At 61.0% G+C, this 25,914-nt stretch carries 23 protein-coding genes and 1 riboswitch; of the genes, 10 read left to right on the forward strand and 13 right to left on the reverse strand.

All coding sequences use genetic code 11. The annotated features are described in order from the left end of the window. The first annotated feature begins 1 nt into the window (after nt 1). Nucleotides 2-766: a malonate transporter subunit MadM gene (gene madM, locus JFU48_RS09190; protein WP_103485191.1), complete on the forward strand. Its 765-nt coding sequence runs from the start codon at nt 2-4 to the stop codon at nt 764-766. Nucleotides 767-971: 205 nt separating this feature from the next. Here the strand turns inward: madM and JFU48_RS09195 are convergent, their stop codons facing one another. After that, entirely contained in the window at nt 972-1,892 is a 921-nt protein-coding gene (locus JFU48_RS09195; RefSeq protein WP_045122660.1) for a LysR family transcriptional regulator, read from the reverse strand. Nucleotides 1,893-2,034: 142 nt separating this feature from the next. On the opposite strand from JFU48_RS09195, the gene trhA reads away from it, so the two are divergent. Next, on the forward strand, nt 2,035-2,652 hold the full coding sequence (trhA, locus tag JFU48_RS09200) for a PAQR family membrane homeostasis protein TrhA (RefSeq protein ID WP_003229061.1): 618 nt from the start codon (nt 2,035-2,037) through the stop codon (nt 2,650-2,652). Nucleotides 2,653-2,834: 182 nt separating this feature from the next. Here the strand turns inward: trhA and JFU48_RS09205 are convergent, their stop codons facing one another. Continuing rightward, on the reverse strand, nt 2,835-3,554 hold the full coding sequence (locus JFU48_RS09205; protein WP_201136367.1) for a 16S rRNA (uracil(1498)-N(3))-methyltransferase: 720 nt from the start codon (nt 3,552-3,554) through the stop codon (nt 2,835-2,837). A 208-nt stretch (nt 3,555-3,762) separates the two neighbouring features. Then, nucleotides 3,763-5,169 carry an adenosylmethionine--8-amino-7-oxononanoate transaminase gene (locus JFU48_RS09210; RefSeq protein ID WP_003229058.1) on the reverse strand — a complete coding sequence of 469 codons (1,407 nt, stop codon included), beginning with the start codon at nt 5,167-5,169 and terminating at the stop codon, nt 3,763-3,765. Between the two features lie 312 nt (nt 5,170-5,481). On the opposite strand from JFU48_RS09210, the gene JFU48_RS09215 reads away from it, so the two are divergent. Then, complete coding sequence (locus JFU48_RS09215; RefSeq protein ID WP_201136368.1) at nt 5,482-6,033, forward strand: cytochrome b; 552 nt, start codon at nt 5,482-5,484, stop codon at nt 6,031-6,033. A 31-nt stretch (nt 6,034-6,064) separates the two neighbouring features. Next, nucleotides 6,065-6,658, forward strand: a complete 594-nt coding sequence (locus JFU48_RS09220; protein WP_003229053.1) for a YceI family protein — start codon at nt 6,065-6,067, stop codon at nt 6,656-6,658. A 266-nt stretch (nt 6,659-6,924) separates the two neighbouring features. On the opposite strand, the gene JFU48_RS09225 is transcribed toward JFU48_RS09220, so the two are convergent. From JFU48_RS09225 to ahcY, 4 genes are all read right to left on the reverse strand, one after another. Further along, the gene (locus tag JFU48_RS09225) at nt 6,925-8,793 is read right to left on the reverse strand and encodes a DEAD/DEAH box helicase (RefSeq protein ID WP_201136369.1); all 1,869 of its coding nucleotides are present in this window, start codon (nt 8,791-8,793) and stop codon (nt 6,925-6,927) included. Between the two features lie 221 nt (nt 8,794-9,014). Next, nucleotides 9,015-9,827 (reverse strand): substrate-binding periplasmic protein, encoded by an 813-nt coding sequence (locus tag JFU48_RS09230; protein ID WP_201136370.1) that lies wholly within the window; start codon nt 9,825-9,827, stop codon nt 9,015-9,017. A gap of 192 nt (nt 9,828-10,019) precedes the next feature. Then, nucleotides 10,020-10,865 (reverse strand): methylenetetrahydrofolate reductase [NAD(P)H], encoded by an 846-nt coding sequence (gene metF / locus JFU48_RS09235; RefSeq protein ID WP_003229047.1) that lies wholly within the window; start codon nt 10,863-10,865, stop codon nt 10,020-10,022. Nucleotides 10,866-11,025: 160 nt separating this feature from the next. Then, entirely contained in the window at nt 11,026-12,435 is a 1,410-nt protein-coding gene (gene ahcY, locus JFU48_RS09240) for an adenosylhomocysteinase (RefSeq protein WP_003229045.1), read from the reverse strand. A 23-nt stretch (nt 12,436-12,458) separates the two neighbouring features. Then, nucleotides 12,459-12,557: riboswitch (S-adenosyl-L-homocysteine riboswitch) on the reverse strand. A 196-nt stretch (nt 12,558-12,753) separates the two neighbouring features. Here ahcY and JFU48_RS09245 point away from each other — a divergent pair. Both JFU48_RS09245 and JFU48_RS09250 read left to right on the forward strand, forming a co-directional pair. Continuing rightward, entirely contained in the window at nt 12,754-13,161 is a 408-nt protein-coding gene (locus tag JFU48_RS09245) for an acyl-CoA thioesterase (protein ID WP_003229043.1), read from the forward strand. Between the two features lie 174 nt (nt 13,162-13,335). Further along, complete coding sequence (locus JFU48_RS09250) at nt 13,336-14,235, forward strand: formate/nitrite transporter family protein (RefSeq protein WP_003229042.1); 900 nt, start codon at nt 13,336-13,338, stop codon at nt 14,233-14,235. Here JFU48_RS09250 and JFU48_RS09255 read toward each other — a convergent pair whose 3' ends face one another. Then, on the reverse strand, nt 14,236-15,501 hold the full coding sequence (locus JFU48_RS09255; protein WP_201136371.1) for a cation:proton antiporter: 1,266 nt from the start codon (nt 15,499-15,501) through the stop codon (nt 14,236-14,238). Nucleotides 15,502-15,657: 156 nt separating this feature from the next. On the opposite strand from JFU48_RS09255, the gene JFU48_RS09260 reads away from it, so the two are divergent. Beyond that, nucleotides 15,658-16,491: an EamA family transporter gene (locus JFU48_RS09260; RefSeq protein ID WP_201136372.1), complete on the forward strand. Its 834-nt coding sequence runs from the start codon at nt 15,658-15,660 to the stop codon at nt 16,489-16,491. Nucleotides 16,492-16,530: 39 nt separating this feature from the next. Next, nucleotides 16,531-16,914: an MAPEG family protein gene (locus tag JFU48_RS09265; RefSeq protein ID WP_003229034.1), complete on the forward strand. Its 384-nt coding sequence runs from the start codon at nt 16,531-16,533 to the stop codon at nt 16,912-16,914. 140 nt (nt 16,915-17,054) lie between these two features. On the opposite strand, the gene mltA is transcribed toward JFU48_RS09265, so the two are convergent. Next, nucleotides 17,055-18,239: a murein transglycosylase A gene (mltA, locus tag JFU48_RS09270; protein WP_003229032.1), complete on the reverse strand. Its 1,185-nt coding sequence runs from the start codon at nt 18,237-18,239 to the stop codon at nt 17,055-17,057. Between the two features lie 128 nt (nt 18,240-18,367). Between mltA and JFU48_RS09275 the strand changes: the two genes are divergently transcribed. Beyond that, the gene (locus JFU48_RS09275) at nt 18,368-18,817 is read left to right on the forward strand and encodes a c-type cytochrome (RefSeq protein WP_003229030.1); all 450 of its coding nucleotides are present in this window, start codon (nt 18,368-18,370) and stop codon (nt 18,815-18,817) included. Nucleotides 18,818-18,994: 177 nt separating this feature from the next. Here JFU48_RS09275 and JFU48_RS09280 read toward each other — a convergent pair whose 3' ends face one another. The 4 genes from JFU48_RS09280 to JFU48_RS09295 all read right to left on the reverse strand — a co-directional run bounded on the left by JFU48_RS09280 (nt 18,995) and on the right by JFU48_RS09295 (nt 23,601). Then, on the reverse strand, nt 18,995-19,390 hold the full coding sequence (locus JFU48_RS09280) for a DUF1090 domain-containing protein (RefSeq protein ID WP_003229029.1): 396 nt from the start codon (nt 19,388-19,390) through the stop codon (nt 18,995-18,997). A gap of 95 nt (nt 19,391-19,485) precedes the next feature. Continuing rightward, complete coding sequence (gene ligB / locus JFU48_RS09285) at nt 19,486-21,162, reverse strand: NAD-dependent DNA ligase LigB (RefSeq protein WP_201136373.1); 1,677 nt, start codon at nt 21,160-21,162, stop codon at nt 19,486-19,488. A 234-nt stretch (nt 21,163-21,396) separates the two neighbouring features. Next, entirely contained in the window at nt 21,397-22,587 is a 1,191-nt protein-coding gene (gene metK / locus JFU48_RS09290; RefSeq protein ID WP_103485198.1) for a methionine adenosyltransferase, read from the reverse strand. An 18-nt stretch (nt 22,588-22,605) separates the two neighbouring features. Continuing rightward, the gene (locus JFU48_RS09295; protein ID WP_201136374.1) at nt 22,606-23,601 is read right to left on the reverse strand and encodes an ArsR/SmtB family transcription factor; all 996 of its coding nucleotides are present in this window, start codon (nt 23,599-23,601) and stop codon (nt 22,606-22,608) included. Between the two features lie 258 nt (nt 23,602-23,859). Here JFU48_RS09295 and tkt point away from each other — a divergent pair, with 258 nt between their 5' ends. After that, nucleotides 23,860-25,857 (forward strand): transketolase, encoded by a 1,998-nt coding sequence (gene tkt / locus JFU48_RS09300; RefSeq protein WP_201136375.1) that lies wholly within the window; start codon nt 23,860-23,862, stop codon nt 25,855-25,857. Nucleotides 25,858-25,914 lie beyond the last annotated feature (57 nt).

Here is a 25,914-nt window from a genome sequence, read left to right on the forward strand (position 1 = left end):
CATGTGGGCACTCATTGAAAACGGTCTGGAACACAACGGCCTGATCACCGCGTTCGCTTTCGTCGGCGTGATCATGTGGGTCTCGGTGATTCTCTCGAAACGCCTGACCTTCGGGCGCATTCACGGCTCGGCGATTGCCATCGTCATCGGTCTGGTGCTGGCCTGGGTCGGCGGCACCCTGACTGGCGGCCAGAAAGGCCTGGCGGATCTGACGCTGTTCTCCGGCATCGGCCTGATGGGCGGGGCGATGCTGCGTGATTTCGCGATCGTCGCCACGGCGTTCGAAGTGCAGGCGACCGAGGCGAAGAAGGCCGGGTTGATCGGCGTGATCGCGCTGCTGCTCGGGACCATCCTGCCGTTCATTGTCGGCGCGTGCATGGCCTGGGCCTTCGGGTATCGCGATGCGGTGAGCATGACCACGATCGGCGCGGGCGCGGTGACCTACATCGTCGGGCCGGTGACCGGCGCGGCGATTGGCGCGACCTCGGATGTGATGGCGCTGTCGATTGCCACCGGATTGATCAAGGCGATTCTGGTGATGGTCGGCACGCCGGTCGCAGCGCGCTGGATGGGCCTGGATAACCCGCGTTCGGCGATGGTGTTCGGCGGTTTGGCCGGGACGGTGAGCGGGGTGACCGCGGGGCTGGCGGCGACGGATCGGCGCTTGGTGCCTTATGGGGCGTTGACCGCTACGTTCCACACTGGGCTTGGCTGTTTGCTGGGGCCATCGCTGTTGTTCTTCATTGTTCGCGGGATTGTGGGTTAAAGATCAAAAGCCCCTCACCCTAGCCCTCCCGAAACGTCGGACCGCCCGGAGGGAGAGGGAACCGACCGAGTTGGATATTGGAGGTACGCCGACTTGAAAGTCCTGAGGCGAACTCAGGTCTTGAAACCCATGAAGATCTGCTCCCTTTCCCCCTCTACCCCTTGGGGGAGAGGGTTGGGGTGAGGGGGTAGCTCTTGATCTTGATCTAAACCCCAGCCTGGCGATTGGCATACATCCGACACTCCGCCAGCAACGCCAGCAGATTCGGATCGCGCTCCTTGGCCTTGAGAAACACCACGCCAATGTGCTGCTGCAAGCGGTACTTCTCCTGCAACGGAATCAGCTTCACGCGGTTCTCGTACACCGCTGCAATCCTTCCCGGCAGCAACGCATAACCGACCCCCGAGCTGACCATGCTCAGCAGGGTGAAGATGTCGTTGACCTGCATCGCCACCTTCGGCTCGAACCCCGCCTGCTTGAACACCCGGATGCCGTCCTGATGGGTGGCGAAGCCTTGGGTCAGGGTGATGAAGGTTTCGTCGCGCACTTCCGCCAGATCGACTTCCTGACGCTGGGCGAATCTTGAATCTGCCGGCGTGGCGAGGAAAATGTCGTCGGAGAACAGCGGGATCTGCTCGCAGTCCGGATCGCTGACTGTGTCGTCCAGCGACACCAGAATCGCGTCTACTTCCATGTTCTTCAGCTTGTACAGCAGGTCGATGTTCGAGCCGAGAATCAGGTCGATGTTGAGTTCGCTGCGGCGGATCTTCAGGCCCATGATCAGTTGCGGTACGGTTTTCACCGTCAGCGAATACAGCGAGCCGAGTTTGAAGCGTTCAGCGGAGAATCCGGCGGCCTCGCGGGTCAGGCGCACGCTTTCGACCACGTCCTGAATCAGCTTCTGCGCGCGTTCTTCGAGCACGTAGGCGCTTTCCAGTGGCGTCAGGTTGCGGCCTTCGTGCTTGAACAGCGGGCAGCGCAGGGCGCTTTCCAGCGAATGGATCGCCCGGTGCACGCTGACATTGCTGGTCTGCAACTCGGCAGCGGCGCGCGCCAGATTGCCGGTGCGCATGAAGGCGAGGAACACCTCGAGTTTTTTCAGGGTCAATTCTTCGTCGATCAGCATGGCGCGGACTCTTTTTTATGTCGGCCGATTGTGCCCGGAAGAGCAAAAGATCGCAGCCTGGCTTTGAACAGAAACATTGCGCTTTTACGCTCAAGGCCCGAGCCTTGCGCGCTGCGGTGACGAATAACGAGGTGAGTGACACATGTATCACGGAGAAAAACTCAACGCCTGGACGCACTTGGTCGGGGCAGTGGCAGCGTTTATCGGCGGCGTGTGGATGCTGGTGATTGCCAGCCTCGACGGCAGTCCGTGGAAAATTGTCAGCGTAGCGATCTACGCCTTTACCTTGCTGGTGCTCTACAGCGCCTCGACCGTGTACCACAGCGTGCGCGGGCGCAAGAAAGCGATCATGCAGAAGGTCGATCACTTTTCGATCTACCTGCTGATTGCCGGCAGCTACACGCCGTTTTGTCTGGTGACCCTGCGCGGGCCGTGGGGCTGGACGCTGTTCGGGATTGTCTGGGGGCTGGCGCTGATCGGCATCTTGCAGGAGATCAAGCCACGCTCGGAGGCGCGGATCCTGTCGATCGTGATCTATGCGGTGATGGGCTGGATCGTGCTGGTGGCGGTCAAGCCGTTGATCGCGGCGCTGGGTACGACGGGGTTTGCCTGGCTGGCGTCGGGCGGGGTGTTGTACACCGTGGGGATCATCTTTTTTGCCCTCGATCACCGGTTGCGGCATGCGCACGGGATCTGGCATCTGTTTGTGATCGCCGGGAGTCTGCTGCACTTTGTGGCGATTCTGTTTTATGTCCTGTAGACACGCCACCGTCCCCCTGTAGGAGTGAGCCTGCTCGCGATGGCGTCAGGTCAGCCAACATCCTTGTTGAATGACATACCGCATTCGCGAGCAAGCCCGCTCCGACAGTGGATTTGCAGTGAACACAAATGCTGTGTACACCCAAGAACTACTGTGGGAGCGGGCTTGCTCGCGAAGAGGCCCTAGAAGTCACCCCACAACTGCTGGGCCACCGCCAGTGCCACCACCGGCGCGGTCTCGGTACGCAACACCCGCGGCCCAAGGCGTGCGGCGTGGAAGCCATTGCCCTTGGCCTGCTCAACCTCGGCATCCGACAAGCCACCCTCCGGCCCGATCAGGAACGCCAGTGTCGCCGGTTTGGCATGGCTCACCAGCGGCTCGGCCACCGGGTGCAGCACCAGTTTCAATTCGGCCTGGGTCTGCTTCAGCCAGTCGGCCAGCAGCAGCGGCGGGTGAATCACCGGCACCCGCGAGCGACCGCACTGCTCGCAGGCGCTGATCGCCACCTGACGCCAGTGCAGCAGGCGCTTGTCGGCGCGTTCGTCCTTGAGCCGCACTTCGCAGCGGTCGCTGAAGATCGGGGTGATTTCGCTCACGCCCAGCTCGGTGGCTTTCTGGATCGCCCAGTCCATGCGCTCGCCCCGGGACAGGCCCTGACCGAGGTGGATCTGCAACGGCGATTCGATCTGGCCGGGCAGTTGCTCGTCGATCTGCACGACGACGCGTTTCTTGCCGACTTCCACCAGCGAGCCGCGAAACTCAGGGCCGGAGCCGTCGAACAACTGCACCGCATCGCCCTCGGCCATGCGCAGCACGCGGCTGATGTAATGCGCCTGGGCTTCCGGCAGTTCGTGTTCGCCGGTGCTCAGGGGGGCGTCGATAAAGAAGCGGGACAGTCTCATTTCGGGTCTCTGGAAAATTGGCGCGTACTTGCTGTAAATGCAGAGCTTTTGTGGCGAGGGGATTCATCCCCGATCGGCTGCGAAGCAGTCGTGAAATCATAGAATGCGGTCATTCTGAATCACCGCGATTGCTGATTTGGGGTGGCTTCGCCACCCATCGGGGATGAATCCCCTCGCCACAGGGTTCTACTCAAACCATCAAATCTAATCAGCCCGGATCGCGGAACCCCGGGTGGAAATCCTTCGGCACGGCCACGCTGACGCTGTCACGGGTGGCGATGTCGATGCCTTCGCTGGCGACTTCGGCGAGGAAGTCGATCTGCTCCGGGGTGATCACGTACGGCGGCAGGAAATACACCACGCTGCCCAGCGGACGCAGCAACGCGCCGCGCTCCAGCGCATGCTGGAACACCTTCAGGCCACGTCGCTCCTGCCAAGGGTAGGCCTCTTTCGTGGCTTTATCCTTGACCATCTCGATGGCCAGCACCATCCCGGTCTGGCGCACTTCCGAGACGTTCGGGTGATCGACCAGATGCGCAGTGGCCGAGGCCATGCGCCGGGCGAGGGCCTGGTTGTTCTCGATGACGTTGTCCTGCTCGAAGATGTCCAGGGTCGCCAGCGCCGCCGCACAGGCCAGCGGGTTGCCGGTGTAGCTGTGCGAGTGGAGGAAGGCGCGCAGGGTCGGGTAGTCGTCGTAGAACGCGCTGTAGACCTCGTCGGTGGTCAGGCACGCCGCCAGCGGCAAGTAGCCGCCGGTCAGGGCCTTGGACAGGCAGAGGAAGTCCGGGCGAATGCCGGCCTGTTCACAGGCAAACATGGTGCCGGTGCGGCCGAAACCGACGGCGATTTCGTCGAGGATCAGGTGCACGCCATAGCGGTCGCAGGCTTCGCGCAGCAGCTTGAGGTACACCGGGTGGTACATGCGCATGCCGCCGGCGCCCTGAATCAACGGCTCGACGATCACGGCCGCGACGCTGTCATGGTTTTCGGCCAGCGTCTGTTCCATCGCCGCAAACATGTTGCGTGAGTGTTCTTCCCAGCTCATGCCCTGCGGGCGCAGGTAGCAATCCGGGCTTGGCACCTTGATGGTGTCCATCAGCAGGGCTTTGTAGGTTTCGGTGAACAGCGGCACGTCACCGACCGCCATCGCCGCCATGGTTTCACCGTGGTAGCTGTTGGTCAGGGTGACGAAGCGTTTCTTGTTCGGCTGGCCGCGGTTGAGCCAGTAGTGGAAGCTCATTTTCAGTGCGACTTCGATGCAGGACGAACCGTTATCGGCGTAGAACACCCGGTTCAGGCCTTCGGGCGTCATCTTCACCAGACGCTCGGACAGCTCGATCACCGGCTGGTGGCTGAAACCGGCGAGGATCACGTGTTCCAGCTGGTCGACCTGATCCTTGATGCGCTGGTTGATCCGCGGATTGGCGTGGCCGAACACGTTGACCCACCAGGAGCTGACGGCATCGAGGTAGCGCTTGCCTTCGAAATCTTCGAGCCAGACGCCTTCACCGCGTTTGATCGGGATCAGCGGCAGCTGTTCGTGGTCTTTCATCTGGGTGCAGGGATGCCACAGCACCGCGAGGTCGCGTTGCATCCACTGGTTATTCAGGCCCATTTACAGTCTCCTCGAGGCGGCTCGCGTCAGGCGCGGGCAAACAATCGCGCAAGCCTATGCAATGCATCGCGCCGGGACAACCCATTGTGTGGATTGAGCTACTTTGTATGGGCTGACAGAGGACGCAAATGGCGTTGTCATTGCCGGCCAAAAAACACTCGAGAGCCAGCAACGAATCCCCTTTAATCTTTCCTTAACTCATGTGTTCAAGACTCTTGATCGCATTTCTCGATATTTCAAAGCAAAATTTTCCGCTTTAATTCGATAGATAACTCGCTAGTCTTGGTTCGCAGTTCTCACAGGATTTGGGCAATGCAGCTACGTAACTCTGCTTCTCGCTATGGTTGGGTCAGCATCTTCATGCACTGGGGCGTGGCGCTGGCGGTCTTCGGACTGTTCGCGTTGGGGCTGTGGATGGTGGGGCTGGATTACTACAGCAGCTGGCGCAAAGACGCGCCGGATCTGCACAAGAGCATCGGTCTGGTGTTGCTGGGCGTGATGGTGTTGCGGGTGCTCTGGCGCTTTGTCAGCCCGCCGCCGCCAACGCTGCAGAGCTACAGCCGCATGACCCGCATCGGCGCCAGGTTCGGCCACGGGTTTCTGTACCTCGCGCTGTTCGCCGTGATGATTGCCGGTTACCTGATTTCCACCGCAGACGGTGTCGGGATCCCGGTGTTTGGCCTGTTTGAAGTTCCTGCACTGGTTTCCGGACTACCGGATCAGGCAGATACCGCTGGGGTGATTCATCTCTGGCTGGCGTGGGCGCTGGTAATTTTTTCCGGTCTCCATGCGTTGGCAGCATTGAAGCACCACTTTATCGATCGTGATGCGACCCTGACGCGAATGCTCGGTCGCAAAGCCTGAAATTCAACCTCGACTCAAAGGAAAAGAAAGCATGTTGAAAAAGACTCTGGCCGCTCTGGCAATCGGTTCTGCCGTACTGTCCGCGAACGTGATGGCTGCTGATTACACTGTCGACAAGGAAGGCCAGCACGCTTTCGTCGACTTCAAGATCAGCCACCTGGGCTACAGCTACATCACCGGAACCTTCAAGGACATCGACGGCAAGTTCAGCTTTGACGCCGCCAAGCCTGAAGACAGCAAAATCGAATTCAACGTGAAAACCGCCAGCGTGTTCACCAACCACGCCGAGCGCGACAAGCACATCTCCAGCAAAGACTTCCTGGACGTGGGCAAATACGCTGACGCCAAGTTCGTCTCCACCAGCGTCAAATCCACCGGCAAGAACGCCGAGGGTAAAGACACTGCTGACGTGACCGGCGACCTGACCCTGCACGGCGTGACCAAGCCAATCGTGGTCAAGGCTGTGTTCCTCGGCGAAGGCAAGGATCCATGGGGCGGCTACCGTGCCGGCTTTGAAGGCACCACCAGCATCAAGCGCTCTGATTTCGGCAAGATGATGGATCTGGGTCCACAGTCCGACAACGTCGATCTGTACATCTCGTTCGAAGGTGTGAAAGCGAAGTAATTTTCGCCGCCATGCAAAAACGCCCCCGGTCGCAAGGCTGGGGGCGTTTTTTATTGCCCTTCACAACACTGATCTCACCGCAGATCCACTGTGGGAGCGGGCTTGCTCGCGAATGCGGCGGGCCAGTCGATACTTCCGTTACAGACATACCGCATTCGCGAGCAAGCCCGCTCCCACAGGTGATGTGGTGATTCAGGGATATTGGCTTGTTCATAAAAAATGCCCCGACTCTTGCGAGCCGGGGCATTTTTCATGGCAGCGATAACTCAGCGATTGCGGGTCAACAGTGCTGGTTTCTCGCCGCGCGGACGGGTCGGCAGTTGATCGAGCTGCTCAGGCGTCGGGAAACGGTCGGCTTTCGATTCCTTGTGCATGATCTTCGGCCCGTTGCTGCGCGGGTTCTGCACGGCTGGCTCGGTACGTGGCTGATCGTCGCGAGCCGGGCGGCGGTTGCGCGACGAGGACTCGTCACGACGGCCCTGGCCATCACGCGGCGCGCCGTTGCGCGGGCCGTTGCGTTTGGCCGGCGGGGTGCCGGTGCTCGAACCGTTGCTGTTGCGCGGATTGTTCTGGCGACCTTGCGGCTGCCCGCCACGAGGGGCGCCAGCGCCTGCACCTTGTGCCGGCGCACCCGGACGACGGCCACGGCCACCGGCAGGGGCGGCTTTCGGCACGTAATCCACGCGGTTACCGAAGTTATCGATATCGTCGTCGAGGAACTCGTCCGGTGCACGATCAGCCGCCGCACGTGGTGGCTGGCTCGGACGCTGTTCGCGGGCCGGGGTGCCTTCACGTGGTTTCTGCTGACGGGCAGGGCGCTCGCCGCGTTCGCCGGCCGGTTTTTCCTTGCCCTTGTCTTTGCCTTTGTCCTTGCGACCGCCGCCACCACCGCCGCCATTCGGACCATCGCCACGTGGGCCACGGGCGTTGCGCGGGTTGCGCATGTCCGGACGCTCGCGCACTTCAGGCTTCTCGGCCTCGATGGTGCTGGCATCGAAGCCCATCAGGTCGCCGTCGGCGATTTTCTGCTTGGTCATGCGTTCGATGCTTTTCAGCAGTTTTTCTTCGTCCGGGGCCACCAGCGAGATCGCCTCGCCCGAACGACCGGCACGGCCAGTACGGCCGATACGGTGCACGTAGTCTTCATCGACGTTCGGCAGTTCGAAGTTGACCACGTGCGGCAACTGGTCGATGTCCAGACCGCGAGCAGCGATGTCGGTCGCTACCAGAATGCGCACTTCACCGGCCTTGAAGTCGGCCAGGGCTTTGGTGCGGGCGTTCTGGCTCTTGTTGCCGTGGATCGCCACAGCTGGCAGGCCGTGTTTGTCCAGGTACTCGGCCAGACGGTTGGCGCCGTGCTTGGTACGGGTGAACACCAGTACCTGTTCCCAGGCGCCAGCGGTGATCAGGTGCGCCAGCAGGGCACGCTTGTGGCTGGCCGGCAGACGGAACACGCGTTGTTCGATGCGCTCGACCGTGGTGTTCGGCGGCGTCACTTCGATGCGTTCCGGGTTGTGTAGCAGCTTGCCGGCAAGATCGGTGATGTCTTTGGAGAACGTCGCCGAGAACAGCAGGTTCTGGCGCTTGGCCGGCAGACGCGCGAGGACTTTCTTCACGTCGTGGACGAAGCCCATGTCGAGCATGCGGTCGGCTTCGTCGAGGACGAGGATTTCGACGTGGGACAGATCGACGCTGCCTTGGCCTGCGAGGTCGAGCAGACGACCCGGGCAGGCGACGAGTACGTCAACCCCACGGGACATGGCCTGGACTTGCGGGTTCATGCCGACGCCGCCGAAGATGCAGGCGCTGACGAATTTCAGGTCACGGGCGTAGATCTTGAAGCTCTCGTGTACCTGGGCCGCGAGTTCGCGGGTCGGGGTCAGGACCAGAACGCGCGGTTGGCGCGGGCCATGACGCTGGGATTTGTCCGGGTGACCGTTGGGGAACAACCGCTCCAGGATCGGAAGGGCGAAACCGCCGGTTTTACCGGTACCTGTCTGTGCCGCAACCATCAGGTCGCGACCTTGCAACACGGCGGGAATGGCCCGCTGTTGCACCGGAGTAGGCTCGGTATAGCCCGCATCTTCGATGGCACGGACTAAAGCCTCGGAGAGACCGAGGGAAGCAAAGGACATGAGTAATCCTGTTTTAGTTAGGGCTTGGCCCAATGGGAGTCTTGCCTGGCGCGAATCACGTTTAAGAGGACGCAATCCCGTCCGGTCCTGCTGCGGTTCCGAAGGCACGTCAGGAGCGCTCGCGCGGGCTGAAAGCTGCGCTGTAGCGGGTCGAGAGGCCTGTTACGGTTCCGGGCGTCCGGGCGTGAGCCTGGCGGGAACGCCGGAGTATAACAGAGCAATCACTGCGCGCTGCTTTCCTGCTGCTCAACGGTTTTGCGGCTGGCCGAGGCGTTGCTCAGCGGAGCGGCGTCGACCGGGGCTGCGCCGTAGCGTGCGCTGAGCTCGGCGTAGGCCGGTTCACGCTTGAATCGTTTGAGTTCAGCGCCAAAGCGCTGCACCAGCAGATCCATCCCGGCATTGCGTCGAACGGCCAGATATTGGCTCTGACGGCTGATGATCGTCGGGTTTTCGCTGATCTGATCGCGAATATTCAGCTGATCGAGCAAATGCTGACCGACGCGGCGATCGGTGATCAACAAGTCGATGCGTCCGCGCAGCAGTTTGCCGAAGTTGGCCTCGTGGGTCGGTGCCGGCTCGCGGGTGAATAATGTCGATTCGCTGAAGTCCGGGCTGTACAGATAGCCCGGCGAAGTGCCGATGGTCAGGCCTTTGAGTTCTTCGAGCTTGCTGAAGGGGTGTGGCCGGTCGTTGGCATAGAACATCACGAACTCGACGTCCGACAACGGTTCACTCGGATAGAGCAGGGTGGCGTCGCGCTCGTCGCTGTGAAAGATATCCAGCGCGCCGTCAGCCTGGCCGGTCTCGAGCATCGACAGGCAGCGTTTCCACGGCAGGAACTGCCATTCGACTTCGATTCCCAGACGCTTGAACACGATGGCGGTGGTTTCGTAGTCCAGCCCGAGGTTCTTGCCGTCCTCCTCATACACGTAAGGGGCCCACGGCTCGGTGACAATACGCAACTTCTCGCCCCGAGCGGCAAAGCTCAGGCAAGCAAAAACCAGTACCGTGAATAGTTGCGCGATCAAAGGCATGACTTGAGATTACGACGAGAAACGCGAAAGAGCCAGAAAGTGCCTGCACAAGCTCTAATTCGGGGATTCAAAAGCAAAAAATCGCAGCCTTCGGCAGCTCCTGCATGGGTATTGATTACACCCGTAGGAGCTGCCGAAGGCTGCGATCTTTTGATCTTGCTTGTTGCTTTCAGCTTGAAGCTTGCAGCTGTTTCAACGCGGCAACTTCAAGTTATTCCAGATCGCCAGACTAGGTTCAGCCTGGTTCATGGAATAGAAGTGCAGCCCCGGTGCGCCACCCTGCAGCAGGCGTTCGCACATTTCGCTGACAACTTGCTCGCCGAAGCGCTGAATGCTTTGGCTGTCATCGCCGTAGGCTTCCAGCTGCTTGCGGATCCAGCGCGGGATTTCCGCACCGCAGGCATCGGAGAAGCGCGCGAGTTTGCTGTAGTTGGTGATCGGCATGATCCCCGGTACCACCGGAATATCCACGCCCAGTGCCTGCAAGCGATCGACGAAGTAGAAGTAGCTGTCGGCGTTGAAGAAGTACTGGGTGATCGCGCTGTCGGCGCCGGCGCGGGCCTTGCGCACGAAGTTGGCGAGATCGTCTTCGTAATTGCGCGCTTGCGGATGCATCTCCGGGTAAGCGGCAACTTCGATGTGGAAATGATCGCCGGTTTCTTCACGAATGAATTCAACCAGTTCATTGGCGTGACGCAGCTCGCCGCTGGTCATGCCCATGCCGGACGGCAGGTCGCCGCGCAGGGCAACGATGCGCTTGATACCGGCAGCCTTGTATTCGTTCAGCAGGCCGCGCAGGTCGTCCTTGCTGTCGCCGACGCACGACAGGTGCGGTGCGGCCGGTACTTTGACTTCGCTTTCCAGCTGCAGAACGGTGTTGAGGGTGCGATCACGGGTCGAACCACCAGCGCCATAAGTGCAGGAGAAGAAATCGGGATTGTACGTTGCCAACTGGCGGGCAACGTTGAGCAGCTTTTCATGCCCAGCATCGGTCTTGGTCGGGAAGAACTCGAAGCTGTAGCGACGGTCTTGGGACATGGGAAATACCCTTGGAAACACGAAGCCTGTGAGGCTTGCACCGCCCATGTGGGAGCGGGCTTGCTCGCGAAAGCGGCGGGTCAGGCAACATCAATGCTGAATGACAGACCGCTTTCGCGAGCAAGCCCGCTCCCACAGGGAGAGCAGGCCGCCGCGTCAATCAGTAGCGGTAAGCGTGCGGCTTGAACGGGCCTTCGACGGTGACGCCGATGTAGTCAGCCTGTTGCTTGGTCAGTTGAGTGACCACGCCGCCGAAGCCGCGAACCATTTCCAGGGCCACTTCTTCGTCGAGTTTCTTCGGCAGTACTTCAACGGTCAGACGCTTGGCTTTCTCGGCTGGCGACAGGTCGGCGTACTTCTGGCCGAACAGGAAGATCTGCGCCAGTACCTGGTTGGCGAACGAACCGTCCATGATGCGGCTCGGGTGACCGGTGGCGTTGCCCAGGTTCACCAGACGGCCTTCGGCCAGCAGGATCAGGTAGTCGTCGTTCTGTGCGTCGAAAGCGCCCGGGCCGGTACGGTGGATCTTGTGGACCTGTGGCTTCACTTCTTCCCATGCCCAGTTCTTGCGCATGAAAGCGGTGTCGATTTCGTTGTCGAAGTGCCCGATGTTGCAGACAACGGCGCGCTTCTTCAGGGCTTTGAGCATGTTCGCATCGCAAACATTGACGTTACCGGTGGTGGTCACGATCAGGTCGATCTTGCCCAGCAGCGCTTTGTCGATGCTTGCTTCGGTGCCGTCGTTGATACCGTCGATGAACGGCGAAACCAGTTCGAAACCGTCCATGCAGGCCTGCATGGCGCAGATCGGGTCAACTTCGGAAACCTTGACGATCATGCCTTCCTGACGCAGGGACTGGGCCGAACCCTTGCCCACGTCACCGTAACCGATGACCAGCGCTTGCTTGCCGGACAGCAGGTGGTCGGTACCGCGCTTGATCGCATCGTTCAGGCTGTGACGGCAGCCATACTTGTTGTCGTTCTTGGACTTGGTCACCGAGTCGTTGACGTTGATCGCAGGGATCTTCAGCTCGCCCTTGGCCAGCATGTCCAGCAGGCGGTGAACGCCGGTGGTAGTTTCTTCGGTCACGCCGTGAACGCGGTCCAGCACCTGTGGGTACTTGTCGTGCAGCAGCTGAGTCAGGTCGCCGCCGTCGTCGAGGATCATGTTGGCGTCCCATGGCTGGCCATCCTTCAGGATGGTCTGCTCCAGGCACCACTCGTACTCTTCTTCAGTCTCGCCTTTCCAGGCGAAAACCGGGATGCCGGCGGCAGCGATGGACGCAGCGGCCTGATCCTGAGTCGAGAAAATGTTGCAGGACGACCAGCGTACTTCGGCACCCAGGGCAACCAGGGTTTCGATCAGCACGGCAGTCTGAATGGTCATGTGGATGCAGCCGAGGATTTTCGCGCCCTTGAGCGGCTGCTCGGAGGCGTACTTGCGGCGCAGACCCATCAGAGCCGGCATTTCCGATTCGGCGATGATGGTTTCGCGACGGCCCCAGGCGGCCAGGGACATATCGGCAACTTTGTAATCGTTAAAATCTGCAGGCGTGATAACAGCGCTCATGAAGAGCCTCCATTCGTAATGTATGCGAATGGGCGCCGTTGTGCGTTTAGTGTCCGGCCGTGGCCAGTCAACGCCCCATCCGAGCCTGACAGGTTGATCCTGCTGCAGCGCCCCTCGGACAGGTGGCGGGAAAACGGTAGCAGGTGAACGTTACCGTTTTGAAACGGGGGCGATTATAGCCGTCTAGACTGATCTTCCAAAGGGTTTCTGTCGGCCAAATGAAGATCGCTAATAGCGACCATAGTAGAAGGCTCATGGAGCATGACCGTCCGGTCTGCCAAGATGGCGCCATCTTTCGGCAAACGCTCAGGAGTGAACATGAATTTCCACACCCGCAAATGGGTAAAACCCGAAGACCTCAACCCCAATGGCACCCTGTTCGGCGGCAGCCTGCTGCGCTGGATCGACGAAGAGGCGGCGATCTACGCCATCGTCCAGTTGGGCAATCAGCGCGTGGTGACCAAGTACATTTCTGAGATCAACTTCGTCAGCGCCTCGCGCCAGGGCGACATCATCGAGCTGGGCATCACCGCCACCGAGTTCGGCCGCACCTCGATCACCCTGACCTGCGAAGTGCGTAACAAGATCACCCGCAAGAGCATCCTCACGGTCGAGAAGATGGTGTTCGTCAACCTCGGCGAAGATGGTTTGCCAGCCCCGCACGGACGGACCGAGATCAAGTACGTCAAAGACCAGTTCAAGGAAGATGAGCTCGTTACCAAGTGACATTGGCTGTGGCTTCATCGCGAGCAGGCTCGCTCCCACATGGATTGCGTTGTACCTGTGGGAGCGAGCCTGCTCGCGAATGCGGTTGTTCAGTCAGCGAAGAATCATCTGGCCACTGAACAGCCATGAACCGCAGGGGTCGTAGCTAAAAGCCCCCCACCCGGTTCCCACGCCATGACCACGCCTACAGACGGCAAGACCCCCAACCTCTCGACCGATGAACAACACGAAGTCGAGAAAAACCAGCCGCCCCGCGCGGCGGTTCTGCATGAAATCATCCGCACTCAAGGCGATCAGGAACTGGAGCGCAGCATCGCCGCGCTGTGGTGGTCGGCGCTCGCCGCCGGGCTGACCATGGGCCTGTCGCTGATGGGTATGGGCCTGCTCAATTCGCGTCTGCCCGAGGGCGAGGAATTCAAGGTGATCGCCAGTTTCGGCTACTGCGCCGGTTTCCTCGCGGTGATCCTCGCCCGCCAGCAACTGTTCACCGAAAACACCCTGACCGCCGTCCTCCCGGTGATGAGCAAACCGACCCTGGCCAATTTCGGCCGGCTGATCCGCCTGTGGGGCGTGGTCCTGTTCGGCAATTTGTGCGGGACGATTCTGGTGGCGTACGTGATGCTCGAGCTGCCGATCTTCGACGCCAAGACCGATCACGCCTTCCTTGAAATCGGCCGCAAGGTCATGGAGAACCACGCCAGTCAGATGTTCGCCAAAGGCATCGTTTCCGGCTGGATGATCGCCACCATGGTCTGGATGATCCCGTCCATGGAGAGCGCGAAGATGTGGATCATCATCCTCATCACCTACTTGATGGCGCTGGGCGACTTCACCCACATCGTGGTCGGTTCGGCGGAAGTGTCGTATCTGGTGTTTGCCGGCGAGCTGCCGTGGAGTGATTTCTGGATGGTGTTTGCCGGGCCGACGCTGGCGGGGAACATCATCGGCGGCAGTTTCATCTTCGCCCTGATCAGCCATGCGCAGATCCGCAGCGAGAGCGGCGCGCCGAAAGAAACAGGCAAAGGGTCTGCGGATCAGGCCGAGAAGCCTGACCCGCAGCAGATCAGAAAATGATCAGTGGTGCGCGGGCTCGGCCGCTGTGGCCGGCTCGTCACGGGTGGCGTGCTTGACCAGTTTGCCGATGGTCAGACCCTGCAACAGGATCGACGACAGCACCACGATGTAGGTGATGCTCAGCAGCAGATCGCGCTCCGGGCCCAGCGGCAGGGCCAGCGCCAGTGCCACCGAGACACCACCGCGCAAACCGCCCCAGGTCAGGATGCGGATGGTGCCGCGCGGCACCGTGCGCCAACGGCGCAGCAGAACGATGGCCGGAGCCACGGTAAGCAGGCGCGACAGCAGAATCGCCAGCGCCAGCAGACTGGCCGCCGCCACGTGCGCCCAGTTGAACGGCAGCAGCAACAGCTCCATGCCGATCAGCGCGAACAGCAGAGCGTTGAGCATGTCATCGAGCAGCTCCCAGAAGCCGTCGAGGTACTTGCGCGTCATGTCGTTCATCGCCAGGTTGCGTCCCAGGTTACCGATGATCAGACCGGCGACCACCATCGCAATCGGTGCCGAGACGTGCAGCTCGGTGGCCATCGCCGAACCGCCGATCACCAGCGCCAGGGTCAGCATCACCGTGATCTGATGCTGCTGGACGCTCTTGATCATCCGGTACACCCCATAACCGATCAGCCCGCCGAACAGCACACCGCCAATGGCTTCGTGCACGAACAGCATGGCCGTGGCGCTGAGGGTCGGCGTCTCACCCAGTTGGGCGATGCCCAGCAGCACGGTGAACACCACCACCGCAGTGCCGTCGTTGAACAGCGACTCGCCGACGATGGTGGTTTTCAGCGGTTTCGAAGCATTGGCGGTACGCAGTACGCCGAGCACTGCGATCGGGTCTGTAGGCGAAATCAGCGCGCCGAACAGCAGGCAGTAGAGGAAGCTCACGTGCCAGCCGAACAGGGCAAAAATGTAATAGGCGAGGCTACCGATCACGACGGTCGCAATCAGCACGCCGAAAGTGGCCAGCAGGCCGATCGGCCAGCGATAGCTGCGCAGGTCGTTGAGGTTGACGTGCAGGGCGCCGGCGAACAGCAGAAACGACAGCATCCAGTTCATCAGCAGATCGCCGAAGTCGATCTGGCCGATCAGTTGCTGTACGCGTTCTTCGAGGCCGGGATAGCCGAGCAGGCTCAGGCCTTGCAGCAACAGGGAGAACATCAGCGCGGTGACCATCACGCCGATGGTCGGCGGCAGGCCGATGAAGCGGTAGTTGACGAAGGTGAGAAGGGTGGTGAGGCAGATGAATGCGGCTACGAGTTCAAGCATCCGGGCTCCTTTGGATGGGGTTGGAAAGACAGCGCCCCGATTCTTCGGTGCAAAGGTTGGATGGGCTGATTCGGGGTGGGGACACAACTATGTCCCCTCGGTTGGTCGGCCGCGCACATTGGTGTAGGGTCAACAATAAAAATCAAGGAGTGGAACGTGCTGGCGACAGTTCTGGTGTTGATGGCGGCGCTGTTGCATGCGACGTGGAATACCCTGATCAAGTTCAGCGCCGAACGGCTGCTGGTAGTGGCGTGCATGGACACGGTGGCGCTGCTGTTTGTCGCCCTCGCATTTCCATTCATCAGCCTGCCGCCGGCGGAAATCTGGCCGTGGATTCTGGCTTCGGCAGCGTTCGAGTTGCTGTATCGCTATTTGCTGATTCAAGCCTATCGGGTCGGCGACCTCGGGTTGGTCTATCCGCTGATGCGCGGCTTGTCGCCGCTGGTGGTGCTGGCGTTGACCCTGATCTTCGCCGGCGAAGTGCTTACCGCGCAGCAGATCTTCGGGATCATGCTGATTCCGCTGGGCATGGCCTGCCTGCTCTGGCAGGGCGGCGGCGGGAAGCATCTGCCGTGGTCGATGCTGCCGGTGGTGGCGCTGATCGGGTTGTGCATCGGCTGCTACACCTACATCGATGGCCAGGCCTTGCGGCGCTGGTCGCATCCACTGGATTACCTGGTCTGGGTCACGTTGCTCAGCGCCTGGCCGTTTCCGTTGCTGGCATGGGTGGCGAAACGCCCGGCGTTTATGGTGTTCTGGCGCGAGCAGTGGAAGCTGGGGCTGGCGGTCGGGTTCTGCGTGTTGTTCAGCTACGCTCTGGTGCTGTGGGCGATGCAGTTGGGCTCGATTGCCGAAGCGGCGGCGTTGCGCGAGATCAGCGTGATTCTGGTGGTGCTGTTCGGCATGCGTTACCTGAAAGAACCTTTCGGCAGACCGCGGCTCTTAGCCTGTGGGCTGGTGCTGATCGGCATGCTGGTGATGAAGTTCTGACGGCCCGCAATTCTCTATCACTCGAAGAAGGACGGCTTTATGACGGTGGCTCTGTGGTGCGTATTGATCGCGATTTTCCTGCCGTATGTGTGCACGATCGTGGCCAAGGCCAGCGGCGGTTTCAGGCTTCAGGACAACCATGATCCCCGGGACTTTCTCGAAAGTCTGAACGGCGTGGCCCGACGGGCGCATGCGGCGCAGTTGAACAGTTTCGAGGTGATGCCGGCGTTTGCGGCAGCGGTGATCGTTGCGCATCTGGTGGGCACGGCGCAGTTGGTGACGGTGAATGTGCTGGCGGTGATGTTCATCACCAGTCGCCTGCTGTACATCATCTGCTATCTGGCGGACTGGGCGATTCTGCGGTCGCTGGTATGGTTTGTCGGGATGGGGCTGATTGCCGCGTTCTTCTTTGTGTCGGTCTGAATCTCGGGTGTTGCAGCTGGCCTCTTCGCGAGCAAGCCCGCTCCCACAGGTATCAATGGCGAGCACAAATCCTGTGTACACCAAAGAACCCTGTGGGAGCGGGCTTGCCCGCGAAGGCGGTAGCTCTGGCGCCGAGGCGCTTAAGGTTTGTCCTTAACCGTATCGGCCACCTGCGGTACTTGCGGCAACGCCGCACCTTTAGGCCAGAGCATCCAGATCTGCCCCTGCTGCTTCATGTCCCCGGCTAACTGCCCGGCGGCGTCGCCCGTGCCCCAGAACAAGTCTGCGCGCACCTCCCCGGCAATCGCGCCGCCAGTGTCCTGCGCCGCGACCGGGCGAACCAAAGCGGTGCCATCCGGGCGGGTGGTCGACAGCCACAGCAGGCTGCCCAGCGGAATCACCTTGCGATCCACCGCTGCGCTGTAGCCGGCGGTCAGCGGCACATTGAGCGAACCGCGCGGACCTTCGTTGCTGTCCGGGTTACGGGTGAAGAACACGTAGCTCGGGTTGCTGCCCAGCAGTTCCGGGATGCGCGACGGGTTGGCCTTGGCCCAGTTGCTGATCGCGCTCATGGTCACGTCTTCTTTCTTCAACTCGCCCTGTTCCACCAGCCAGCGGCCGATCGGTCGGTACGGGTGGCCGTTCTGGTCGGCGTAGGCGATGCGCAGTTGCTTGCCATCCGGCGTCTGAATCCGCCCCGAGCCCTGGATCTGCAAAAACTGCAGGTTCATCGGGTCGGTGAGGTACGCCACCACCGGCGCTTTTACGCCTTTGGATTCAATGGTCGCCGCGTCGTCGTAAGGCTTGAGCACCCGACCTTCAAGGCGGCCGCGCAAGCGCTTGCCCTTGAGTTCCGGATAAATACTGTCCAGCGAGACGATGATCATGTCTTCCGGCACGCCATACACCGGCACGTTGGCTACGTCGGTGGGCGTCAGGCTGCCGGGGTAGACCGGTTCGTAGTAACCGGTGATCAGACCGTTCGGGTTGTCATGCTCGGCGCGCAGGCCGAACACATCGAGGTTCTGCTTGAGGAACGCGCGGATCTCGTTGGCGCTCGGCGGCACGTTGGCCGCTGCGGCGCAGGTGCCGCCCCAGACCGGGTCGGCCTTGAGTCGGGTGCAGGCGCTGCGCCACGAGCCGAAACCGGCCACCAGATCGCTGTCGGATACCGCCGGCAGGGCTTCCCAGGTGGTGCTGGAATAAGTGGCCAAGGCGTGGGTTTTTGGTTTGGCATTGTCGCCGCCCGTACAGCCGGCAAGGATTGCCAGCAGCGGCAGGGTTGCGATCAGTGGGTGACGCCAGGCCTTGAAACGGCTGTTCATGGAGTGATTCCTGTGCCGGTTGCCCAAGTGCTCCATGCGCTCGGGCAACCCGTATTTTTAATAGGGCTATTGGTGTTTGTCGGCGACGCGAGGATACTGGCCGCCGAATTCCGTGACTTGAAGCCACCATGACTCTTAAAAGAATTTCTGTTGTATTGCTGGCCTGTCTGACCTTGTCCGCCTGTGGCGGTGTCGATCCGAATTCTCCGCTGGGGCAACGTAAGGCGATCTTCAAGCAGATGCTCAAGACCGGCGAAGACCTGGGCGGCATGTTGCGCGGACGCATTCCGTTCGACGGGCCGAAATTCACCGAGGGTGCAGTGAAACTCGACGCGCTGTCCCATGAGCCGTGGAAGCATTTCCCGCAGGTGCGTGAAGAAGATCACACCAGCGCCAAGGACGATGTCTGGTCGCGTCAGGCACGCTTTCAGGAACTGGCCCGCAACCTCGAGGCCGCCACCGGTGAGCTGGTGACCGCCAGCAAGGTTCAGCCGTACAAGGCCAGTAACCTCGGGCCGGCGGTGCAGAAGGTTGAAGATGCCTGCAGCGCTTGCCATAAAGAGTTTCGGGATCATTGATTGTCTGAGACTGCTGGAAACCTGTGGCGAGGGAGCTTGCTCCCGCTGGGCCGCGAAGCGGCCCCACCCCATTCAACCGCGCTGTAACAGACTCAACTCGATTGAATGGGTTTACGACGGCTGCGCCGCCGAGCGGGAGCAAGCTCCCTCGCCACAGGACATCGCCTTCAATACGGGTTACTTGTCGATCTGGTCCAGCGCGTCCTGCAGTTCTTTGCGCGACTCGGCGAGCTTGTTCTTGCGCTTGTCGATCTTCTCCGGATCGCCTTTCTTCATGGCCTTGTCGAGATCGGCCTGGCGCTTGCTCACTTCGTGCTTGGCTTCCAGCACCTTGTTTTCGCGTTCTTTCTTCAGGCCGGCATCGGTGCAGTTCTTCGTCACTTCATCCAGGGCGGTTTGCAGGCCGGCCTGCTGATCGGTGTTGCCCCGGGACTTGGCCTGTTCGAGCTGATTGATGATGCCCTGCTTCTTGGCGGCGCAACCGGTCAGGCCCGGTGCATCTTCGTCGGCCATCACAGGCGCGGCCAGGACGCCACAGAGAGTCAGCAAGGCGAGCGGTGCAAGAAATTTCATAAAAGCTCCATGTGCAAAGGCAGTCGGGTCGGGGGCACTGCGCTGTTTGAGCGTCTGACGGCCCTTGGGTTCCCGGCTGCCGGGGGATTGCGTGATCAGAAACCGTCGATTCCGGCGGCGCGTAATGTTTCACTCAGGGCCAGCACCTGCGGGTCGCGGAAGAATGCGCTCAATTGCGCCGCGCGGCCTGGGCCGATTCCGGCTTGTGCCTGCCATTGTTCGGTGTCGCGTTGCGCCAGCGCCTGCCACGAGTCGGCCAGTCGGGCCTGACCTGTCGGCGGCATGCCCAACGCTTTGAGCCACTGGGCGAACGGCCGTTGCCGGGCGCTGTGAAAGCTGTTGATCAGGCGTGCGCTGCTGCGCTCGCCGAAGCCGGCAATGTTAGCAAGCTCTGGCTCATCAAGGGTCAACCAATCCAGCAGGTTGTTCAGGCGGCCTGTTTCCAGAAGTTTCTCCCAGGTGCCGCGCCCGACATTCTGCAGCGCCAGTCCTTGTTTGCCACTGAGCCAGGTCAGTCGAGCGAGAAACTGGCTTTTGCATTCCGGCGTCGGTTGCCAGCAGCTCAGGGCATGAAAGTCGCGGGCGTCGGGGATCTCCAGATCGACGCGTTCGACACTGCGCAGCACCACACTGTCGAGTCGCGGAATGGTCAGTCCGGCCAGGCTGATGGCAACCTGATCGCCGGGACGGATGTCCAGTTCCTGCCAGCGCTTCAGCGAGCTGACGCTGACACGTTTGATCTGACGGTCATCAAGGGCAACGGGCTTCAGTTCCAGAACGGGGGTGATACGCCCGGTGCGACCAACTTTGAAATTGACTTTGCGCACCTGCGCCAAGGCCAGGGCGAACGGGTATTTCCAGGCGATGGCCCAGTAGGGCGAGCGCGCCTGCCAGCGTTCGGCGGGAGGCCTCTGGCTTTGGCGCAGAACGATCCCGTCCGTGGCGAACGGCAGGGGTGAGCGATACCAGTGTTCGCGCCATGTCTGAGCCTCGGCGAAATGGCTGATCGGCTGGCTGTAAGGTGCGGTCGTGGCGAAGCCCAATGTCGCCAGCATGGAAATTCGATCCGGCAGTTCGATCGGCCCTTGCGGCCAGTCCCAGACGAACAGGCCGACCCCGGCCGCTTGTTCGGCACTCAAGGTTTTGCGCGCCATCAGGCCGGCAACGGTCGCACGGGCGTTGACGCTGCCGGAACTGGCCTGAACATGCTTGTCCAGGCGCCAATAGAGTTCGCCCTGAACCAGCAGATCCACCGGGCGTGTCAAGCGTTGGGGAATGGCGCTGATCTTCTGCGCGGAAGGAGTCCAGTCATGACCGTTGACCCCGTCGCCGCGACTGATCGCCTGCCGCAAGACGCCACCGCTATAGATCAGCGTCACGGCAACGCCATCCACTTTGGGTTGTACCCAGACATCCTTTCGATCCCGCAGCCAGGTTTCAATGGCCGATGCCTCGTGAATCTTGTCCAGGCCAGTGTGGGCGACCGGGTGCGCGACGGAGCCTGATGCTGTGCGCAAAGGGGCGGGCGCCGAGTGCCGCGCGAAGCACTGGCGCCATTCGTTGAGTCGCAGGCGCGATTGATCGTAGAGCTCGTCGGCAATCAGCGAGCGGCCTTCGCGGTGGTAGGCGTCGTCCCATTGATCGATCTGCTTTTGCAGGGCCGAGACTTCAATTTGCGCCTTGCTGGCTGACCAGTCCGGGCAGGCTGCATAGGCGATCAGAGGGGTGAAACTCAGTAGAACAAATGAAAACAGGCGCAGCGTGGCAAGCATTTTGAGCGTCCTTGCTCAGGGGGAGTGCTTCAAGGCTAGGCGAGGATTCAGAGAGGCACCGGGTGGGTGTTTTGCATCGTGTTTCCATGCCCAAACTCGGGTCGCCAGCATTGGCCTCTTCGCGAGCAAGCCCGCTCCCACAGGGTTCTTGATTGATATTGGAATGGTATTTCAGGCATGAAAAAGCCCCGCACGGCGCAACCGTGCGGGGCTTTTTGTGCAGCCGGGGAGGGCTTACAGACCAGCGGCAGAACGCAGAGCGTCGGCGCGGTCGGTTTTTTCCCAGGTGAAGGTGGTGAAGGTGTCTTCGCCAACCGTCTTGGTCTGCGGAGCACGACCGAAGTGGCCGTAGGCTGCAGTTTCCTTGTACATCGGGTGCAGCAGATCGAGCATGGTGGTGATCGCGTATGGACGCAGGTCGAACACTTCACGCACCAGTTTGATGATCTTGTCATCGCTGATCTTGCCGGTACCGAAGGTGTTCAGCGAGATCGAAGTCGGTTGAGCGACACCGATGGCGTAGGACACCTGGATCTCGCAACGCTCGGCCAGGCCGGCCGCGACGATGTTCTTGGCCACGTAACGGCCAGCGTAGGCAGCCGAACGGTCAACCTTCGATGGATCTTTACCGGAGAACGCGCCACCGCCGTGACGGGCCATGCCGCCGTAGCTGTCGACGATGATCTTGCGACCGGTCAGACCGCAGTCACCTACCGGGCCGCCAATGATGAACTGGCCGGTCGGGTTGATGTGGAACTGGGTGTCCTTGCTCAGCAGTTCGGCAGGCAGTACGTGCTTGACGATCAGCTCCATCACGCCTTCGCGCAGGTCTTTGTACGACACTTCAGGGTTGTGCTGGGTCGACAGTACAACGGCGTCGATACCGACAACCTTGCCGCCTTCGTAACGGCAGGTCACTTGCGACTTGGCGTCTGGACGCAGCCACGGCAGCAGACCCGATTTGCGGGCTTCGGCCTGACGCTGCACCAGCTGGTGCGAGAAGGTGATCGGAGCCGGCATCAAAACGTCGGTTTCGTTGCTGGCGTAGCCGAACATCAGGCCCTGGTCGCCGGCGCCCTGGTCTTCGGGCTTGGCACGGTCAACACCCTGGTTGATGTCTGGGGACTGCTTGCCGATGATGTTCATCACGCCGCAGGTCGCGCCGTCGAAGCCGACTTCGGAGCTGGTGTAGCCGATGTCGCAGATCACGTCACGAACGATCTGCTCCAGGTCGACCCAGGCGCTGGTGGTCACTTCACCGGCGACGATGGCTACGCCGGTCTTGACCAGGGTTTCCACGGCAACGCGTGCGTGTTTGTCCTGGGCGATAATGGCGTCCAGCACCGCATCGGAAATCTGGTCGGCGATTTTGTCCGGATGCCCTTCGGACACGGACTCGGAGGTGAAGAGGGAGTATTCGCTCATCTCGATGTTTTCCTGAATTTACCGATGGTGAGTGTCGCCAGCCGGTCGCTGAAAGTGGCGAACCTGGATCTGGAAACCATTACGTAAGCCTACATAGAGGCTGTCCCCGGGAACGAGTCCCGCAGCGGTGGCCCAACGGGCCAAATCGTCCTGTTCAAACCCCAACCACAGATCACCGCAGGCCTCCCTGGCCCAACTCTGGTTGTGGCTACATAACTCTGTCACGAGCAGGCTACCGCCCGGTTGCAGCAGGCCGGCCATGTGCTTGAGCGCTTCGGCCGGCGCGGCGAAATGGTGCAACACCATGTTCAGTACCACGCAATCGGCCTGAAGGCTGGAGCCATTCAATGCATCGGCCAATTGCAGGCTGACGTTAGCCAGCCGTTCACGTTCACATACCTGACGCGCCAGTTCGAGCATCGCCGGGCTGTTGTCCAGCGCGGTTACGGTGCCGAAGCGACGGGCCAGTTCCGGCAGAAAAGCACCATCGCCGGGGCCGACTTCAATGGCCGTGGCAGCACCATTGAAGTTCAGTTTGTCGAGCAGGGCCAGCACGCTGTCGCGGTACTGCGGCAGGCCTGCGATCAAGTCTTGCTGGGCGCGAAATTTCTCTGCGACCCGAGCGAAAAATTCCTGGCTGGCCGCTTCACGTTGCCCGTGAACCTGGGCGATACGCGCTTGCACGTCCTCTGGCAGCGCCAGGTTGTCGACTTCTTCTAACAACGCTGCGTGCAGTTTACCGCCCAGCAATTCGGTGTGAGGCAGGGCGCGACGATAGAAAATCGCGTTGCCTTCGCGGCGCGTTGCCACCAGATCGGCCTGGGCCAGCACCTTCAGGTGGTGGCTCATGCCGGACTGACCGATACCGAAAATCTGCGCCAGCTCCAGTACACCGAACGAATCGTTGGCCAGCGCGCGCAATACATTCAGGCGCAGCGGGTCGCCACCGGCCTTGCACAGGGCCACCAGCTCGTCGCAGTCGTCATGGCGAATGGAAGGCACGCGTAAGTTCATAGGGCCAGCAGTCTAGTGACGGCGGGAAATCGCCGCAAGGGCAATATCAAAAAGTTTTGATATTGCACGATAGATGGCACTTCTCACTGGCTGGTTAACTCTACAAACGAACAGCGGAAAGGTTTCACCAGGCGAATCCACTGCTAACCATGGGAAAAACGCCTCCGTATGACTATCTGTCATTGCCCCGAGGCGCTCCGGTGAGGGAAAATGCCCTCCTTTTTTCCGTTTCAATTATTCACACCCAGGAGATCAGCGATGCCTAGCCGTCGTGAGCGTGCCAACGCCATTCGTGCCCTCAGCATGGATGCCGTGCAAAAAGCCAACAGCGGCCATCCCGGTGCCCCCATGGGTATGGCAGATATCGCCGAAGTACTTTGGCGCGACTACCTCAAGCACAACCCGAGCAACCCATCGTTCGCCGACCGTGACCGCTTCGTGCTGTCCAACGGCCACGGCTCGATGTTGATCTACTCGCTGCTGCACCTGACCGGTTACGACCTGTCGATCGACGACCTCAAGCAGTTCCGTCAGCTGCACAGCCGCACCCCGGGTCACCCGGAATTCGGCTACACCCCGGGCGTCGAGACCACCACCGGCCCGCTGGGTCAAGGTCTGGCCAACGCTGTCGGCTTTGCCCTGGCAGAAAAAGTGCTGGGCGCGCAGTTCAACCGTCCTGGCCACGACATCGTGGATCACCACACCTACGTGTTCCTCGGTGATGGCTGCATGATGGAAGGCATTTCCCACGAAGTCGCTTCCCTGGCAGGTACCCTGGGCCTGGGCAAGCTGATCGCCTTCTACGATGACAACGGCATCTCCATCGACGGCGAAGTCGAGGGCTGGTTCACCGACGACACCCCGAAGCGTTTCGAAGCCTACAACTGGCAGGTGATCCGCAACGTCGACGGCCACGATCCGGAAGAGATCAAAACCGCCATCGAAACTGCGCGCAAGAGCCCGCTGCCGACCCTGATCTGCTGCAAGACCACCATCGGTTTCGGTTCGCCGAACAAGCAGGGCAAGGAAGATTGCCACGGCGCGCCACTGGGCGACGCCGAAATCGCCCTGACCCGCAAGGCGCTGAACTGGAACTACGGCCCGTTCGAAATCCCGGCCGACATCTATGCCGAGTGGGATGCCAAGGAAAAAGGTCGCGCTGCCGAAGCCGAGTGGGATCAGCGTTTCGCTGCTTACTCCGCGGCGTTCCCGACCGAAGCCAACGAGCTGATTCGTCGTCTGAGCGGCGAACTGCCAGCTGACTTCGCTGAAAAAGCCTCGGCCTACATTGCTGAAGTGGCTGCCAAGGGCGAAACCATCGCCAGCCGTAAAGCCAGCCAGAACACCCTGAACGCCTTCGGCCCACTGCTGCCGGAGCTGCTCGGCGGTTCGGCTGACCTGGCCGGTTCCAACCTGACCCTGTGGAAAGGTTGCAAAGGCGTCAGCGCTGAAGATGCCAGCGGCAACTACATGTACTACGGCGTGCGCGAATTCGGCATGACCGCGATCATGAACGGCGTGTCCCTGCACGGCGGCCTGGTGCCTTACGGCGCGACCTTCCTGATGTTCATGGAATACGCGCGCAACGCAGTGCGCATGTCGGCGCTGATGAAGAAGCGTGTGATCCATGTCTACACCCACGACTCCATCGGTCTGGGCGAAGACGGCCCGACGCACCAGCCGATCGAGCAACTGACCAGCCTGCGCACCACACCGAACCTCGACACCTGGCGTCCAGCCGACGCCGTTGAATCGGCCGTGGCCTGGAAAAACGCTCTGGAACGTAAGGACGGCCCATCGGCGCTGATCTTCTCGCGTCAGAACCTGCAGCACCAGGAACGCGATGCCGGCCAGATCGCCGACATCAGCCGCGGTGGCTACGTGTTGAAGGACTGCGCAGGCGAGCCTGAGCTGATCCTGATCTCCACCGGTTCGGAAGTCGGCCTGGCCGTTCAGGCCTACGACAAACTGACCGAGCAGGGCCGCAAGGTGCGCGTGGTTTCCATGCCTTGCACCAGCGTGTTCGACGCTCAGGACGCTGGCTACAAGCAATCGGTTCTGCCGCTGCAGGTCAGCGCCCGTATCGCGATCGAAGCGGCTCACGCCGACTTCTGGTTCAAGTATGTGGGCCTGGAAGGTCGCGTGATCGGCATGACCACCTACGGCGAATCGGCTCCGGCTTCGGCACTGTTCGAAGAGTTCGGCTTCACCCTGGAAAACATCCTGGGTCAGGCTGAAGAACTGCTGGAAGACTGATCCAGAAGCCGTGTCGTCTGGACTGACGCCTTCGCGAGCAAGCCCGCTCCCACAGGG

Source organism: Pseudomonas sp. TH49, assembly GCF_016650625.1.
Lineage (GTDB): Bacteria > Pseudomonadota > Gammaproteobacteria > Pseudomonadales > Pseudomonadaceae > Aquipseudomonas > Aquipseudomonas fluorescens_H.

What these genes read in the sequence shown, in the direction of transcription:
- madM (WP_103485191.1), top strand. Translation starts at nt 2, where the DNA reads ATGTGGGCACTCATTGAAAACGGTCTGGAACACAACGGCCTGATCACC.
- JFU48_RS09195 (WP_045122660.1), bottom strand. Translation starts at nt 1,892, where the DNA reads ATGCTGATCGACGAAGAATTGACCCTGAAAAAACTCGAGGTGTTCCTC.
- trhA (WP_003229061.1), top strand. Translation starts at nt 2,035, where the DNA reads ATGTATCACGGAGAAAAACTCAACGCCTGGACGCACTTGGTCGGGGCA.
- JFU48_RS09205 (WP_201136367.1), bottom strand. Translation starts at nt 3,554, where the DNA reads ATGAGACTGTCCCGCTTCTTTATCGACGCCCCCCTGAGCACCGGCGAA.
- JFU48_RS09210 (WP_003229058.1), bottom strand. Translation starts at nt 5,169, where the DNA reads ATGGGCCTGAATAACCAGTGGATGCAACGCGACCTCGCGGTGCTGTGG.
- JFU48_RS09215 (WP_201136368.1), top strand. Translation starts at nt 5,482, where the DNA reads ATGCAGCTACGTAACTCTGCTTCTCGCTATGGTTGGGTCAGCATCTTC.
- JFU48_RS09220 (WP_003229053.1), top strand. Translation starts at nt 6,065, where the DNA reads ATGTTGAAAAAGACTCTGGCCGCTCTGGCAATCGGTTCTGCCGTACTG.
- JFU48_RS09225 (WP_201136369.1), bottom strand. Translation starts at nt 8,793, where the DNA reads ATGTCCTTTGCTTCCCTCGGTCTCTCCGAGGCTTTAGTCCGTGCCATC.
- JFU48_RS09230 (WP_201136370.1), bottom strand. Translation starts at nt 9,827, where the DNA reads ATGCCTTTGATCGCGCAACTATTCACGGTACTGGTTTTTGCTTGCCTG.
- metF (WP_003229047.1), bottom strand. Translation starts at nt 10,865, where the DNA reads ATGTCCCAAGACCGTCGCTACAGCTTCGAGTTCTTCCCGACCAAGACC.
- ahcY (WP_003229045.1), bottom strand. Translation starts at nt 12,435, where the DNA reads ATGAGCGCTGTTATCACGCCTGCAGATTTTAACGATTACAAAGTTGCC.
- JFU48_RS09245 (WP_003229043.1), top strand. Translation starts at nt 12,754, where the DNA reads ATGAATTTCCACACCCGCAAATGGGTAAAACCCGAAGACCTCAACCCC.
- JFU48_RS09250 (WP_003229042.1), top strand. Translation starts at nt 13,336, where the DNA reads ATGACCACGCCTACAGACGGCAAGACCCCCAACCTCTCGACCGATGAA.
- JFU48_RS09255 (WP_201136371.1), bottom strand. Translation starts at nt 15,501, where the DNA reads ATGCTTGAACTCGTAGCCGCATTCATCTGCCTCACCACCCTTCTCACC.
- JFU48_RS09265 (WP_003229034.1), top strand. Translation starts at nt 16,531, where the DNA reads ATGACGGTGGCTCTGTGGTGCGTATTGATCGCGATTTTCCTGCCGTAT.
- mltA (WP_003229032.1), bottom strand. Translation starts at nt 18,239, where the DNA reads ATGAACAGCCGTTTCAAGGCCTGGCGTCACCCACTGATCGCAACCCTG.
- JFU48_RS09275 (WP_003229030.1), top strand. Translation starts at nt 18,368, where the DNA reads ATGACTCTTAAAAGAATTTCTGTTGTATTGCTGGCCTGTCTGACCTTG.
- JFU48_RS09280 (WP_003229029.1), bottom strand. Translation starts at nt 19,390, where the DNA reads ATGAAATTTCTTGCACCGCTCGCCTTGCTGACTCTCTGTGGCGTCCTG.
- ligB (WP_201136373.1), bottom strand. Translation starts at nt 21,162, where the DNA reads ATGCTTGCCACGCTGCGCCTGTTTTCATTTGTTCTACTGAGTTTCACC.
- metK (WP_103485198.1), bottom strand. Translation starts at nt 22,587, where the DNA reads ATGAGCGAATACTCCCTCTTCACCTCCGAGTCCGTGTCCGAAGGGCAT.
- JFU48_RS09295 (WP_201136374.1), bottom strand. Translation starts at nt 23,601, where the DNA reads ATGAACTTACGCGTGCCTTCCATTCGCCATGACGACTGCGACGAGCTG.
- tkt (WP_201136375.1), top strand. Translation starts at nt 23,860, where the DNA reads ATGCCTAGCCGTCGTGAGCGTGCCAACGCCATTCGTGCCCTCAGCATG.